General features: G+C 62.6%; 11 protein-coding genes. 7 read left to right on the top strand and 4 right to left on the bottom strand.

Annotated features, from left to right (window positions below; genetic code table 11):
• Window positions 1-173: 173 nt before the first annotated feature.
• On the bottom strand, window positions 174-2,453 hold the full coding sequence (locus tag EZV60_RS14250; protein WP_135506262.1) for an NADP-dependent malic enzyme: 2,280 nt from the start codon (window positions 2,451-2,453) through the stop codon (window positions 174-176).
• A gap of 146 nt (window positions 2,454-2,599) precedes the next feature.
• On the opposite strand from EZV60_RS14250, the gene EZV60_RS14245 reads away from it, so the two are divergent.
• From EZV60_RS14245 to EZV60_RS14225, 5 genes are all read left to right on the top strand, one after another.
• A complete protein-coding gene (locus EZV60_RS14245) occupies window positions 2,600-3,016 on the top strand; it encodes a cytidine deaminase (RefSeq protein ID WP_135506261.1) in 417 nt (138 codons plus the stop codon).
• Complete coding sequence (locus tag EZV60_RS14240; protein ID WP_135506260.1) at window positions 3,013-4,320, top strand: thymidine phosphorylase; 1,308 nt, start codon at window positions 3,013-3,015, stop codon at window positions 4,318-4,320. The genes EZV60_RS14245 and EZV60_RS14240 overlap by 4 nt, the downstream gene beginning before the upstream one ends.
• Window positions 4,317-5,504, top strand: a complete 1,188-nt coding sequence (locus EZV60_RS14235; protein WP_135506259.1) for a phosphopentomutase — start codon at window positions 4,317-4,319, stop codon at window positions 5,502-5,504. The genes EZV60_RS14240 and EZV60_RS14235 overlap by 4 nt, the downstream gene beginning before the upstream one ends.
• 77 nt (window positions 5,505-5,581) lie before the next feature.
• Window positions 5,582-6,214 (top strand): uracil phosphoribosyltransferase, encoded by a 633-nt coding sequence (upp, locus tag EZV60_RS14230; RefSeq protein ID WP_135506258.1) that lies wholly within the window; start codon window positions 5,582-5,584, stop codon window positions 6,212-6,214.
• A 64-nt stretch (window positions 6,215-6,278) separates the two neighbouring features.
• Window positions 6,279-7,811 (top strand): SPOR domain-containing protein, encoded by a 1,533-nt coding sequence (locus tag EZV60_RS14225; RefSeq protein ID WP_135506257.1) that lies wholly within the window; start codon window positions 6,279-6,281, stop codon window positions 7,809-7,811.
• Between the two features lie 39 nt (window positions 7,812-7,850).
• Here the strand turns inward: EZV60_RS14225 and EZV60_RS14220 are convergent, their stop codons facing one another.
• Together EZV60_RS14220 and EZV60_RS14215 are read right to left on the bottom strand one after the other, a co-directional pair.
• Entirely contained in the window at window positions 7,851-8,876 is a 1,026-nt protein-coding gene (locus EZV60_RS14220) for a M48 family metalloprotease (protein WP_135506256.1), read from the bottom strand.
• 74 nt (window positions 8,877-8,950) lie between these two features.
• Complete coding sequence (locus EZV60_RS14215) at window positions 8,951-10,579, bottom strand: AMP-binding protein (protein WP_135506255.1); 1,629 nt, start codon at window positions 10,577-10,579, stop codon at window positions 8,951-8,953.
• Between the two features lie 133 nt (window positions 10,580-10,712).
• Here EZV60_RS14215 and EZV60_RS14210 point away from each other — a divergent pair, with 133 nt between their 5' ends.
• Window positions 10,713-11,357, top strand: coding sequence for a sulfotransferase family 2 domain-containing protein (locus EZV60_RS14210; RefSeq protein WP_135506329.1), 645 nt, complete (start codon window positions 10,713-10,715; stop codon window positions 11,355-11,357).
• A 174-nt stretch (window positions 11,358-11,531) separates the two neighbouring features.
• On the top strand, window positions 11,532-12,215 hold the full coding sequence (locus tag EZV60_RS14205) for a Hint domain-containing protein (RefSeq protein ID WP_135506254.1): 684 nt from the start codon (window positions 11,532-11,534) through the stop codon (window positions 12,213-12,215).
• 93 nt (window positions 12,216-12,308) lie between these two features.
• Here EZV60_RS14205 and EZV60_RS14200 read toward each other — a convergent pair whose 3' ends face one another.
• Window positions 12,309-14,507: a 3-hydroxyacyl-CoA dehydrogenase NAD-binding domain-containing protein gene (locus tag EZV60_RS14200; RefSeq protein ID WP_135506253.1), complete on the bottom strand. Its 2,199-nt coding sequence runs from the start codon at window positions 14,505-14,507 to the stop codon at window positions 12,309-12,311.
• Between the last annotated feature and the right edge of the window lie 12 nt (window positions 14,508-14,519).

Raw genomic sequence — 14,519 nt, 5'->3', positions numbered from 1 at the left:
TAGCGTTACGGGATCGTTTGCCGTTGCGGCAAGTCTCGGTAGCCTCGGCGTGGCAGATTATCGCAGGGTGACCGCCGCCGCCAAGCCAGAACCTGCAGCAAGATTTGCAAAGTCGCGCGGATTTCCCGAGCTAGTTTGCAATTGTCACACCGGTTTGCAAAGACCCGCTTGCACTAGCCGTAATGGGCGACCGGCGTGCCGGCGATCGCGGCCATGTTCAGAAGGCCCCGCGCCGTAATAGATGGCGTCACGATATGCGCCCGGTTACCCATTCCCATCAGCAGCGGCCCGACCTCTAATCCACCGGATTTCATTTTGAGGATGTTGCGCACTCCTGAGGCCGTGTCCCCGTTCGAGAACAACAGGACATTTGCGGCGCCTTCCATCCGGTTGCCGGGCAAAAGCCGTTCGCGCAACTCGGGGTCCAGCGCAGCGTCCAGGTTCATTTCACCCTCGTAGACAAAGTCGCGCGTCCGGCTGTCGAGGATTTCCAGCGCCGCCCGTAATCTGTTTCCTGAATCGCTGCCCTGATTGCCAAATTGTGATTGAGAGCAGAAGGCAATCTTTGGCTCCAGACCGAAGCGGCGGACGTGGCGCGCGGCCCCGATGGCGGTCTCGGCAAGTTCCTCTGGCGTTGGCCGGCTGCGCACATGGGTGTCAGCGATGAAAAGAGGGCCATCCTCGAGGATCATCAGCGACAGCGCGCCATGCGGATGATGCTGCGCATCGCCCAAGACCTGCGTCACGTAGTTCAGATGCCAGCGGTATTCGCCAAAGCACCCGCAGATCATCGAATCCGCCTCGCCCCGATAAACCATTACGGCCCCGATGGCGGTTGTGTTGGTGCGCATGATCGCTTTTGCCAGATCCGGCGTTACGCCCCGGCGTTTCATGATGTCGTGGTAGGTCGCCCAGTAGTCTCGATACCGGTGGTCGCGCTCAGGGTTCACGATGCTGAAATCCTCGTCCGGACGGATCTGAAGACCGATCCGTTCACACCGCTGCGCGATCACGTCCGGTCGCCCGATGAGAATCGGCAATTCGGTGGTTTCCTCCAGAATGGCCTGAGCCGCGCGCAGAACACGCTCGTCTTCGCCCTCGGCAAAGACGATCCGGCGCGACGCGGTGGCTGCGGCCTCGAAGACCGGGCGCATCAGAAGAGCGGACTTGAACACCGACGCGTTCAGCTTTTCGCGGTAGGCCACGAGATCCTCAAGCGGGCGTTTGGCGACCCCGCTTTCCATCGCCGCGCGGGCCACTGCGGCCGGCACGACGCTTGACAGGCGAGGATCAAACGGCTTCGGGATCAGATAGTCGGCCCCGAAGGTCAATTGCTCGCCCTGGTAGGCCGCCGCCGCCTCGGCCGAAGTGGTCGCGCGCGCAAGCTCGGCGATGGCCTCGACACATGCGATTTCCATTTCGTCATTGATTTCGGTTGCGGCGACGTCGAGCGCACCGCGAAAGATGAACGGAAAGCACAGGACGTTGTTGACCTGATTGGGAAAGTCGCTGCGGCCCGTGGCAATGATCGCATCCGGGGCCACGTCGCGCGCCAGGTCCGGCCAAATCTCTGGCACCGGATTGGCCAGGGCAAGAATGATCGGGCGGCCGGTCATCTTCTTGACATGCTCGGGCTTAAGCACCTCCGCTCCGGACAGCCCAAGGAAGAGGTCCGCGCCTTCGATCACCTCATCCAGCGTGCGCAGGTCGGTGTCCTGCGCAAAGGCCTCTTTCTGCGGATTCATATCTTCGGTGCGACCCTTGTAGACCAGCCCGTGAATGTCGCAGAGCCAGACGTTTTCGCGCTTCACGCCCAGCTTCAGCAACAGGTTCAGACAGGCGATGCCCGCAGCCCCGCCGCCTGTGGAGACGATCTTAATCTCCGAGAACTCTTTTTGAGCCACGAAAAGCGCGTTACGCGCGGCGGCGCCGACCACAATGGCAGTGCCGTGCTGATCGTCGTGGAACACGGGGATATTCATCCGCTCGCGGCAAATCTTCTCGACGATGAAGCAATCGGGCGCCTTTATGTCCTCAAGGTTGATCGCGCCGAAAGTAGGTTCAAGAGCGCACACGATATCGGCCAGCTTTTCGGGATCGGACTCGTTGAGTTCGATATCGAAGCAGTCGATATTGGCGAATTTCTTGAAAAGAACCGCCTTGCCTTCCATCACCGGCTTTGCGGCCAGTGCCCCGATATTGCCCAGTCCAAGAACGGCGGTGCCGTTGGTGACGACCGCGACCTGATTGCCCCGCGCGGTATAACGGCGCGCGTCATCGGGATTTGCTTTGATCTGAAGGCACGCCTCGGCCACGCCGGGCGAATAGGCCCGGGCAAGGTCGCGACCGTTGGCCAGCGGCTTTGTCGCCCGGATCTCCAGCTTGCCTGGTTTGGGAAACTCGTGATAGGCGAGCGCCGCTTCGCGCAGGGGATCGTTGGGGCTATCGGTCATTCGCTTCTCTCCGCCGGGGTGTTGTTTAGCCTTAAACCATCTTCTGGTTTTCGCAACCGGGTATGGCACTTCGAGCGGTGTCTTGCATCCGGTGGGCTGGCTGCGCAAACATGGCGCCAGCGGAGAGGGAAAGCGGCAGGTTACGCATGACACAAGACGATGAGAACGAGCTTCTGGCGCAGGCGCGGGCCGTGCGCGAGAACGCCTATGCGCCCTATTCCGGTTATGCGGTGGGCGCCGCGTTGCGCGGAGCCACGGGCATGGTCTATGTGGGATGCAATGTGGAAAACGCGGCGTTCCCGGAAGGGACCTGCGCCGAGGCTGGCGCGCTTGCCGCGATGATCGCAGCAGGCGAGACGCGGCTGACGGCTGTCGGGGTGGTCGGCGGTGACACGAGACCTGCAGCGCCCTGCGGCGGATGCCGCCAGAAACTGGTCGAGTTCGGCGCGGGGGAAGTGCCTGTCGCTATCGCCGCGCTCGATGGAACGATCGAACGGACCACCCTGGCCGAACTATTGCCGGGAGCCTTCGGACCATCGCATTTGGGCGTCGCTGACAGGTGACGGCCCGGGACACCATTGAAGCCATCCGCGATGGCGCTCAGCTTCCTCAAGGTGCGCTGTTGGAATTTGCCGACGGACTGGCCACTGGCGCGGTCAGCGACGCACAGGCCGGGGCGTTTGCCATGGCGGTTTTGCTTCGCGGGTTGGACAGACCGGCGCGTACCGAGCTCACGCTGGGCATGCGCGACAGCGGCAAAGTGCTGTCTTGGGCCGCAGGACGGCCCGTGCTCGACAAGCATTCCACTGGTGGGATCGGCGACTGCGTGAGCCTCGTCCTTGCTCCTGCGTTGGCTGCCTGCGGTGCCTGTGTTCCGATGATCTCGGGTCGCGGGCTGGGTCATACCGGTGGGACGCTCGACAAGCTCGAGGCGATACCTGGCGTGGGAACCGATCTGCCGGACGCCAAGATGCGCCTGATCGTGGAAAACCTGGGTGTGGTTATCGCGGCGGCCAACACGACTTTGGCGCCCGCCGACAGGCGGCTTTACGCGATCCGCGACGTGTCCGCCACCGTCGAAAGCCTTGATCTCATTACCGCCTCGATCCTTTCCAAGAAGCTGGCGGCCGGATTGCAAGGACTTGTGCTTGACGTCACAGTCGGCTCGGGGGCGTTCATGCGCACGCTTGGCGAGGCGCGGGCGCTGGCCGATGCGCTGGTCGAGACCGCGAACGCCGCGGGCTGCCGTACCGGTGCGATCATATCGGACATGAACCAGCCTCTGGCGCCAGCAGCGGGCAACGCGGTCGAAGTGGCTTCCGCGATGGAAGTCATCACCGGGGTGAGGACTGGACCGCTGCACGACCTGACCTGCACGCTTGGCGGCGCCGCTTTACGGCTTGGAGGGCTTTGCGATACCGAGGCTCAGGGCGCTGAGAGGATCGCAGAGGCCATCGGGTCAGGCACCGCGGCGGAGATTTTCGGCCGCATGATCGCAGCGATGGGCGGACCGATCGGCTTTGTAGACTCGTGGGCGCGGTTCCTGCCCGAAGCCACTGTGATCCGCGAAGTGAAAGCGCCGCGCGATGGTTATATCGGGGCCATCGACGGTACCGTACTGGGACGGGCCGTGGTCGGTCTTGGCGGCGGGCGCAACGTCGAAACAGACCGGATCGATCCTGCCGTGGGTCTGTCGGACATCCTGCCGCTCGGCACGCCGGTCACGCGCGGTCAACCTCTCCTGCGACTGCACGCCAGCCGGTCGCCTCATGCCGATGCCGCCGAGGCCGCGATTGGCCGCGCCATCGAGATCACCGACACATGTCCGGAGATTCCGCCGCTGGTCCATGACCGGATCGGGTTGTGACACGCGCGTTTCTCGTTGTGATGGACTCCGTCGGGATCGGCGCTGCGCCGGACGCGGCGAACTACAGCAGTGGCGGTGTGGCGGATACTGCGGCCAACACCCTAGGGCATATCGCACAGGCGCAGGACGGCGGACTTCACCTGCCAAATCTCGATGCGCTCGGACTGGGCGCTGCGCTCCGGCAGGCCTCGGGCCAGACCGCCCCGGGCCTAGCGGCGCGACCTGGGGGCCTTTGGGGCGTCGCGGTGCCGCAGGCGGCGGGAAAGGACACTCCGTCCGGGCACTTGGATCTGGCGGGTGCTCCGGTGGACAAACCGCTGCACGTCTTCCCGCAAAAGACCCCTGCCTTTCCGGATGAGCTGGTTGCACGCGTTCAGAAAGAGGCGGGCACGGATGGTATACTGGGAAACTGCCACGCGTCCGGGACCGAGATCCTCGACCGGCTCGGGGCGGAACACATGCGCACCGGCTGGCCGATCTGCTACACCTCAACCGACAGTGTCTTCCAGATCGCCGCGCACGAAGAACGCTTCGGGCTTGACCGCCTGATGGAGACCTGCGCGCGCCTTGCGCCTGTCCTGCACGGAATGGGGGTCGGCCGGGTGATTGCGCGTCCTTTCGTGGGCACCGCGCAGACTGGTTTCACCCGTACCGGCAACCGGCGCGATTTCGCCATGCCGCCGCCAAGCCGGACACTGTGCGACTGGGTTCATGCCTCGGGCCGCAGGGTTCATGCCCTTGGCAAAATCGGCGACATCTTCTCGATGCGGGGGATCGACACATTGGCCAAAGGCAGTGATGCAGCGCTGATGGCGCATTTGTCCCGCGCCGTCCAAGAGGCCGAGGACGGCTCACTCACTTTTGTCAATTTCGTGGAATTTGATAGCCTTTACGGTCATCGCAGGGATGCGGCAGGTTACGCGCAGGCGCTGGAGTGGTTCGACGCTGCGATCGGTCCGGTCCTTGCGGCGCTGCGTGGTGGCGACATCATGGTGATCACCGCCGATCATGGTAACGATCCGACCGCGCCGGGCACAGACCATACCCGGGAATGCGTGCCCGTCCTGATCGCCGGGCTCGGCCCGGGAAAGCTGGGCTGGATGGACTTCGTTGACGTGGCCGCCTGCGTGGCCGCGCATCTCGGCGTACCGAACGAGGGCCCGGGCAGAAACCGGTTGCCCTGAGCCGCGCGCGGCGTTGCCCTTTGCGGCGGTTTCTGGAAAACAGAGGCCACACGCGCCCCGACAGGACCGGAGAGATCATGGAAAACCACCTGACCGTCGTCACACATCCCCTCGTGCAGCACAAACTGACCCTGATGCGCGACAAGCACACGCCCACGGCGGTCTTTCGGCAGCTCTTGCGCGAAATCAGTCAGCTGCTGGCCTACGAGGTCACGCATGAACTGGCGATGACGACAAAGGTGATCGAAACGCCCCTGCAGGAAATGGAAGCGCCGGTGCTCGCGGGGCGCAAACTGGCGCTGGTGTCCATTCTGCGGGCGGGCAACGGGCTTTTGGACGGGATGCTAGAACTGATCCCCTCGGCGCGGGTCGGGTTCGTCGGGCTTTACCGGGATGAGAAGACGCTGCAGCCCGTGCAGTATTATTTCAAGGTTCCCGACCAGCTTGGTCAACGCCTGACGATCGTGGTGGACCCGATGCTGGCCACCGGTAATTCGTCGGCCGCGGCCGTAGATCTGCTCAAGAAAGCCGGCGCGCGTGATATCCGATTCCTGTGTCTTCTTGCGGCGCCCGAAGGCGTGGCCCGCATGAAAGAGGCGCATCCTGATGTTCCCATTGTGACAGCGGCTCTCGACACGTGCCTGAATGATGTAGGATATATCCTTCCGGGGCTAGGGGATGCGGGTGACCGGATGTTCGGCACTAAATAGGCGAATTATTGTTTACTCAATGCAGATAATCATGCACTCTTGAGACAACTGTCTTGGGGGCAAAATGACACTGATACGAGTATTGGCGATTGCTGCTTTCGCCATTTCGTTCGCCGACGGTCACGCGATCGCGCAGAGCCGGTCGAACATTCAGGTTCCAGCCGAATTTCCGCCCGCATCCTACACCGGCCGGCAATATGTCGACAGCAAGGGATGCGTCTATATTCGCGCCGGTATCGACGGCCAGACCTCGTGGATTCCGCGCATGACGCGCAACCGAAAGGTGATCTGCGGCTTCAAGCCCTCTTTATCCACGGCGCAGGCACAAGCGGCGCCTGCGCCGACGCGCCGCACAGCGGCTGCCGAGCCGGTGCAGATAATCGTTCCGCGCGAAGCGCGCCCACAGCCGGCCACGGCGCCCACGACCAAGACCCGCGCACCTGCCGCGACGCCCGCACGACGCAGCGCGCCGACGGCGCAATCCCAGATCGTGCGCCGGGCACCGGCGCCGGCAGTCACGGTCATCCGGCCCGCGCCCGTGCAAACGGCCCGGGCGAAAGCTGCCCCTGCGCCCAAGCCGGTCAGCGCTGCCAAGGCACAGGCGACCGGGGCAAAGACCGTGACGGTCCGAAAGGTCGCGCCGCAGGTTGCCCAAGGCGAGCCCGCCTGTCAGGGGGCGAGTCCGATTTCGTCTCACTATTTGCGCGCCAAACCGGGCGTGACTGTGCGCTGCGGACCACAGACGCAACCGCACAGCACGGTGATATCCGGCGGTGGTGGGGCTGGACCGACCATGCGTCCTGTCCATGTGGTACGTGCGACAACTGCCCCCGCCATGCAGCCGTCGCCCGTGCGTAGCGTATCGCCTGCGCCTCAGCCCGCGCCGCGCGCTGTCGTGACGAACCAGACGCGCGTCGTGCCAAGACATGTCTACACCAAGCAAGTCAACGCAACCGGGCTTAGCGTGCCTCCGGGATATCAGCCGGTCTGGGAGGATGACCGTCTTAACCCAGAGCGCGCGCACCAGACTTTTGCAGGCATGGCGCAATCCGATGTCCTCTGGACCAACACCGTGCCGCGCCGCCTGATCGAGCGGATGACGGGGCGTGAAGTGACCTACCGGTATCCGGGCCTGCAGTATCCCTACACCAGTTTCGAACAGCAGCGCGCCGCCGGCGTGACCGTGTCAACGCGCGGTGTGGTGATGCAAGAGCCGATCCGCGTGACCCGTGGACGGGACGGCCGGATCCGCCATGTGGCAAGCGCGACACCGGCCAGGCAGCCTGCTACGACCGTCGCGCAGCGGCAGACAGTTAATACTCCAACCATTTCCACGCGCTCGGTGCCTAAAACACCGGCGAAGGCGGCAAGTCATCGCTACGTCCAGGTGGGCATCTTTGCCGACGCGGCTCAAGGCAAGCGCGCCGCGAGGAAGTTGGCGCAGCGCGGACTGCCGGCCAAGACCGGGACGCTGAACCGCAACGGCAAGGCTTATACGCTTGTGGTAACAGGGCCGTTCGGCACACAATCGCAGTTGCACGCGGCATTGTCGAAGGTGCGGGCCGCCGGCTATGGCGGAGCGAAACTTCGGAAATGAGATGAACCGAGGCCGCGTCGGTTGTCGGCGTGGCTGTGTTCAGCGGGTGCAGATCCCCTGAAGTTGCAGCCAGTCCGCATCGCTCAAGAGCGGCGGCGGGATGTCTCGGGCGAAGGGATCGGCTTCGATCAGCCCTAGGGTCGTTTCCCCTGTCACGTCTACGGCATAGGCATAAGGGCGCGACCGGACCGCCCACCTTCGGAATGCATCCAGCAAGGTCTCATCCGGGATTGGGGGCTCGACTGCGGTCAAAAGCGCTCTGGCATGTGCCTGCAAAACCTCTTGTGGCAGGACACCGGTCGTCAAAAGCTGCGCCACGTCCCAAAGGCTGCTGTCGCCAAGAAGACGGTTGAGCGGATCGCGAAGACTGGCGCGGAGATGGGCGGCGACGACAAAGCCTGCAAGCACGTCCGGTTCGTCGAAATCCTCGATCAGCGTTCGGTTGACCAGAATTGTGCCGCCGGGCAGGGCAACGCTTTGCCGGGCTCCGCTGCGCAACACCGCGATACGGGCCGGTCCCTCGGGGCCGGGAAGCCGGCTCGCCAGCCGGCCCAGTGCGATCTCACCCGCTGGCGTGGTGCAAAGGGGGCCGGTCACCGTCTCGATTTCGCGACGCAAGTTCTCACCGATTTCGATCCGCTTCACGTCTGGCAGGACAGAGGCGGCGTGACCGCGCAGCGCATCTGGCATCCAGACGGTCATAACAGCAGCAAGGACGGCAAAAGACAGCCCTAACATTGTCAACCGCAGCCGACCGGGACGTGGCCGCCCGCGCTCGATTGCGCGGCGCAGTTTTTCGATCGCGTCGATCATCGCGCTTTCGTCGGCGGCCAACTCCAGCGTTTCCTGCATGTCGCCGTCCGGATGATAAATCGCAGGACGCTGTCCCGGGTTGGACCGTTCGATAGCGGCAAGCGACCAGTGCGTCAGTGGTCTGTCCCGCAGATCGCAAATGGTCAGCGTCGCGTCTCCAATTGATACGACAACGTTTACGCGCTGCGCGTCGGGCGACGGGCGCCACAGACCGGCCGCCTCGAGCCGCTGATATTGCTTTAAAGCCGTCATGTGCGGTTGGGCCTGCTCCGCCTCTTTAGAACAAGCGTATCACGTCTGTGGCCAAGGCGGCAATCGCAAGCAGGTCAGCCGCTCTTGAAGGCTTTACGCAATTCGAACTTCTGGATCTTTCCGGTCGACGTCTTGGGCAGCTCCTGGAACATGACCTTCTTGGGCGACTTGAACCCGGCGAGCTTCTCGCGGGCGAAGGCGATCAGGTCTTCCTCAGTGACCGTTGCGCTCTCCTTGACCTCGACGAAGGCGCAGGGCACCTCGCCCCACTTCTCGTCTGGCATGGCGACAACGGCGCAGAGCAGCACAGACGGATGCATCATAAGCACGCCCTCAATTTCGACCGAGCTGATATTCTCTCCACCCGAGATGATGATGTCCTTCGCACGGTCCGCGATCTTCAGGTATCCGTCCTCGTGCTGATAGGCGATGTCGCCGGAATGGAAGTAGCCCCCGCGGAAGGACTCCGCTGTCGCCTCTGGGTTCTTATAATACCCTTTCATCACGGCGTTGCCGCGGATCATGATCTCGCCTTGCGTCTCACCGTCAAGCGGCACCTGCTCCATCGTTTCGGGGTCCATCGACGTGATCTCTTCCATGAAGCCCATCAGGACACCGGTACGTGCCTTGATGGCATACCTCTCTTCGTCCTTCAGATCCTCCCAGCGATCCTGCCAGACGCATTCGGTCACATGACCGTAGGTTTCAGTCAGCCCGTAGACCTGCGTCACCGAAAAGCCGAGCGGCTCGATCGCGCGCAGGGTGGCGGCGGGCGGCGGGGCGCCGGCGGTAAATACATTGACCTGATGCTCGAACGCGCGCCGCTCGGCATCCTTTGCGTTGACGATCATGTTAAGCACGATGGGCGCGGCACCGAAATGGGTCACGCCCTCGTCTGCGATGGCGTTATATATGTTGGCCGCTGTGATATCGCGGCAGCAGACCACCGTGCCACCGACCAGCGGCATAGCCCAGGTGTGGCACCAGTTGTTGCAGTGAAAGAGCGGTACGATCGTCAGATAGCGCGCATGCCGGGGCAGGGGCCAATCCACAGCGGTCCCCATGGTCAGGATATACGCCCCACGATGATGATAGACGACACCCTTGGGCCGTCCCGTCGTTCCGGAGGTGTAGTTGAGCGCGAGGCTCTCCCACTCGTCCTTCGGCATGATCCATGCGAAATCCGCGTCGCCGGTCGCAAGAAATTCTTCGTACTCGGTATGCTCGCCGCTGGCGTCCAGCCCGGCCTCTGGGTCGGCCACCTCGATGATCCGAGGCGCCGGGCCTTCCATCTTGTCGATGGCTTCTTTCGTCACCGCCATGAACTGAGGATCGACCAGAACGATCTTCGCCTCGCCGTGCTCGAAGATATAGGAAATCGTATCGGCCTCGAGCCGCGTGTTGATTGTGTTTACCACCGCACCGCAGGCCGGCACGCCGAAAAGCGTCTCGGCATGGGCGGGCAGGTTCGGCAGAAGCGTCGCCACCACGTCACCGGGATTGACCCCGGCCTTCGCCAGCGCCGACGCCAGTTTGGTGCAGCGCTCGTAATATTCCTTAAAGGTCCGCCGCGTATTGCCATAGACCAGCGCCTCGGTGTCGGGGAATACGTGAGACGCCCGATAGAGATGCGACAGCGGCGTCATCGGCACGAAATTGGCGGCGTTCTTGTCCAGCCCGGTCTCGTCCTTCATCCAACCCATGGTGGTTCTCCCCCTTGTTGCGCTGTCGCTATTCAAACGCCCGGGATATTGCGCATTTCCCCGGTGAAAGCAAAGCAGTTTTCGGGCGCGACCCATCTTTGCAGCCGACGGGCGATAGCCTAGCGTGATGAGCATGATCATCTCGCCCGGCCGCGGCTACATCTTCGTGCATATCCCCAAGACCGGCGGCACCTCGATGGCGTTGGCGCTTGAGGGCCGGGCGAAAAAGGACGACATCCTGATCGGCGACACGCCTAAGGCCCTGCGCCGGCGCAAGCGCCTCAAGGGGGTCAAGACAGCGGGCCGGTTGTGGAAACATTCAACTCTGGCCGACCTCGATGGGCTGGTCTCCTTGCAAGAGATCGGGGCAGCGTTCTGCTTTACGCTGGTTCGCAATCCATGGGACCGCGCGGTCAGCTACTATCACTGGCTGCGCGAGCAGCGCTTTGATCATCCGGCCGTGAGGCGCGCGCAAACTATGACCTTTTCCCGTTTTCTCGCCGAACCGCACACGCAGAAATCCTTCCGTAAGAATCCCTATCCACGTGCAATGATCGCGGCGGACGGGAATGAACATGCAGATCTTTACATCCGGCTCGAACATTTCGAGGAGGATGCGGCGCATTTGTGGCAACATCTTGGGTTCAAACTTGAGCTGCCTCATGAAAATGCCTCAGCGCGTTCGCAAAGTCATCGCAATTACTATTCAGACAAAGACGCTGAGACCCTTGCAGCATGCTGTGCAGAGGATATCGCACGCTTCAGCTACCGCTTTTGAGGCAAGGTTGTTTTGAATTTTAGAAAAGATCTTCAGATCGGTTCTAACTGATCCCGTTTTCGCAACAATGCCTCATTTCGGCCCCTTTTCCGACCAAGGAGCGTCCAGAGAATCACCCCAGATGGACATTGTCTGCTCAAGCCGGCTGCTACCGGCACACCAGGGAAAGAAGCAATGTTCGGATGGATGTCTGCTCGCGCGGAGCAAAAAGACGGGAGGCATGGGTTCGCCGGCCTGTCACGTGCTGCCACAAGTGTCGAGGCGGGCCTGATCGCGGGAACCAGCGTGGCCACAGCCATGGGCTGGCGCCCGGTCGAGGCCATCGCCGAGGGCGATAAGGTCCTGACTTTCGATTCAGGCCTTCAAACCGTGCATAAGGTCAGCCGCATTCGTCTTTGGAGCGCTGAAGACGACTGCCCGCGCCAGTTCTGGCCGCTCGAAGTGCCTGCGGGTGCACTGGGCAACCGCGACGTGATGCACGTTCTGCCCGGCCAGAACGTCATGATCGAAAGCGACGCCGCAGAGGATCTTTACGGCGATCCGTTTTCGCTGATCCCAGCCGAGGCTATAGAGGGCACCAACGGGGTCGAGCGTGTGCCCCCGCAAGGCGATATCGAGGTCATCGTTCTGCACTTTGCCGACGATCAGATCGTCTTTGCCAACAACGGCGCACTGTTTTTCTGCCCGGCTTGCCACGATGTGCTGCAAGCGGCGGCAAGCTCGGAGCAAGCCCGCCCGCATTACGCGATCCTGCCAATGGACGAGGCGCGCTTTCTCGCCGTTCATCTTGAAGAAGAAGCAACCACCGACCGCACATATTCCCCCCAGGATGTGTGGGCGGCGGCTGCGCCGGCTTGATTTTCACAGACGGGGTCAGGCCGTAAAGAGGCCCGCGCGGTGAACTCGCCACCGCGCGGGTCTGACGTTTTTCGGGATCAATGAGGCCGCGACCTAGGCGGCCTGATCTTCCTGCGTGCCGAACCGGCCATAGAAGCTCTGGTTCTTATCCGCCATCTCGCGCAGAAGCGCGGGCGTGGCAAAGCGCTCCCCAAACTTCTCGGTCAACTGATCGCACCGCTCGGCGGCATAGGGCGCGCCAATGATGTCCAGCCACGCGAACGGACCGCCCGACCAGGGCGCAAAGCCCCAGGCGAGTATGGCACCCACGTCACCTTCACGGATATCCTCCAGCACGCCTTCTTCCAGCGCGCGCACCGCTTCGAGCACCTGTGCGAACATCAGGCGATGCTGCACTTCGATCAGGTCGGGCTGCACTTCGGCATGGGGATACTTCTCCGCCAGGCCGGGCCAGTAACCCTGACGCTTGCCCTTCTCGTCATAGTCGAAGAAGCCTGCGTTGGATTTACGTCCCAGACGGCCTTCGCCTTCCATCCAGAAGATCACCTCGTCTACAGCGGCATCGGGATATTCATCGCCCATCGCCGCCTTCGTCGCCCGCGCGATCTTGGCGCCCAAGTCGATCGAGGTCTCGTCGACCAGTTGCAGCGGCCCCACGGGAAAGCCCAGCTGGCGCGCCGCATTGTCGATCAGCGCAGGCGTCACACCTTCGGCCACCATGCGGATGCCCTCGTTGATATACGGAATGATGCAGCGGTTGCAGTAGAAGAACCGCGCGTCGTTGACGGCGATCGGCGTCTTCTTGATCTGGCGGACGTAATCCAGCGCTTTCGCCACCGCGCGCGGCCCGGTCTCCTTACCCTTGATGATCTCCACCAGCATCATCTTCTCGACGGGCGAGAAAAAGTGGATCCCGATGAAGTTCTCGGGCCTATCAGACGCCTTGGCCAGTTCCGTGATCGGCAGGGTCGAGGTGTTGGTCGCAAAGATGCAGTCGTCGCCCACGACCTTCAGCACGTTCTTGGTAACCTCGGCCTTCACGCCCGGGTCCTCGAACACCGCCTCAATGATCAGGTCGCAGCCCGTGAGCGCGTCATAATCGGTGGTCGCGGTGATCAGATCCAGCGTCGCCGCCTTCTTCTCTTCCGTGGCCTTGCCGCGCTTGATGCCCTTGTCCATGTAGTCGGCGGTATAGGCCTTCCCCTTGTCGGCGGCGTCCTGTTTCTGGTCGATCAGCACGACCTGCATGCCTGCCATGGCCGAGACAAGCGCGATGCCCGCGCCCATCATGCCCGCGCCCATGACGCCGACCTTCTTCACCTTCTGGTCCGGCACGTCGGGGCGGTTTGCACCCTTCTCCAGCTTTTCCTTGTTGATGAAGAGCGAGCGGATCATCGCGGAGGATGAGGGGTTCATGAGCACATTGGTAAACCACCGCGCCTCGATCTTGATGGCCGTGTCGAAGGGCACCAGCGCGCCTTCATAGACCGCACTCAGCAGCGCCTTGGCTGCCGGAAACGCCCCTTGCGTCTTGCCATGCACCATGGCCGAGGCACCGACGAAAGTCATGAAGCCCGCCGGGTGATAGGGTGCGCCACCAGGCATCTTGTAACCCTTTTCGTCCCACGGCTTGACGATGGTGGGGTTCGACAGGACCCACTCCTTCGCCTTGTCCAGCAGCTCTTCGGGGGCTACCACCTCGTCGACCACCCCGGCGCTTTTCGCCTTCTTGGGGTCGTTCAGCTTGCCTTCGAGCAAGAGCGGAGAGGCCGCCATCGCGCCCATCTTGCGCACCAGCCGCGTGGTGCCGCCCATCCCGGGGAAAATGCCGACCATGATTTCCGGCAGGCCGATCTTGGCCTTGGGGTTGTCGGCGGCGAAAATCCGGTGACAGGCCAGCGGGACCTCAAGCCCGATGCCAAGCGCGGTGCCCGGCAGACAGCAGGCAATCGGCTTGCCGCCCTTGTTCTTATCGTCCATCCCGCCGCGCTCGATCTTGCGCAGGATGCCGTGCATCCGCATCAGGCCTTCGAAGAGACCCTTCTCGGGCTCGTCGCCGGCCATGTCTTTCATCCGCGCGATGATGTTGAGGTCCATACCCCCGGCGAACGTGCCTTCCTTGCCGGAGGTCAGCACGATTCCCTTCACTGCGTCATCGGCAAGCGCGTCGTCGATCAGCGCCTCGAGGTCGAAAAAGCCCTGCTCGTTCATCACGTTCATCGACTTGCCGACCGTGTCCCAAGTGATCACGGCAACGCCATCGGCGCCTTTTTCCATCGTGAAATCAGTCATTGTTCTATTCCT

Origin of the sequence: Roseovarius aestuariivivens (assembly GCF_004761875.1) — a bacterium.
In the GTDB taxonomy this organism is placed as follows: domain Bacteria; phylum Pseudomonadota; class Alphaproteobacteria; order Rhodobacterales; family Rhodobacteraceae; genus Roseovarius; species Roseovarius aestuariivivens.
The sequence above is the reverse complement of the archived record's forward strand: the minus strand, read 5'-3'. Positions and strand labels throughout refer to the sequence as shown.

What these genes read in the sequence shown, in the direction of transcription:
- EZV60_RS14225 (WP_135506257.1), top strand. Translation starts at nt 6,279, where the DNA reads ATGACACTGATACGAGTATTGGCGATTGCTGCTTTCGCCATTTCGTTC.
- EZV60_RS14210 (WP_135506329.1), top strand. Translation starts at nt 10,713, where the DNA reads ATGATCATCTCGCCCGGCCGCGGCTACATCTTCGTGCATATCCCCAAG.
- EZV60_RS14200 (WP_135506253.1), bottom strand. Translation starts at nt 14,507, where the DNA reads ATGACTGATTTCACGATGGAAAAAGGCGCCGATGGCGTTGCCGTGATC.
- EZV60_RS14215 (WP_135506255.1), bottom strand. Translation starts at nt 10,579, where the DNA reads ATGGGTTGGATGAAGGACGAGACCGGGCTGGACAAGAACGCCGCCAAT.
- upp (WP_135506258.1), top strand. Translation starts at nt 5,582, where the DNA reads ATGGAAAACCACCTGACCGTCGTCACACATCCCCTCGTGCAGCACAAA.
- EZV60_RS14220 (WP_135506256.1), bottom strand. Translation starts at nt 8,876, where the DNA reads ATGACGGCTTTAAAGCAATATCAGCGGCTCGAGGCGGCCGGTCTGTGG.
- EZV60_RS14245 (WP_135506261.1), top strand. Translation starts at nt 2,600, where the DNA reads ATGACACAAGACGATGAGAACGAGCTTCTGGCGCAGGCGCGGGCCGTG.
- EZV60_RS14250 (WP_135506262.1), bottom strand. Translation starts at nt 2,453, where the DNA reads ATGACCGATAGCCCCAACGATCCCCTGCGCGAAGCGGCGCTCGCCTAT.
- EZV60_RS14205 (WP_135506254.1), top strand. Translation starts at nt 11,532, where the DNA reads ATGTTCGGATGGATGTCTGCTCGCGCGGAGCAAAAAGACGGGAGGCAT.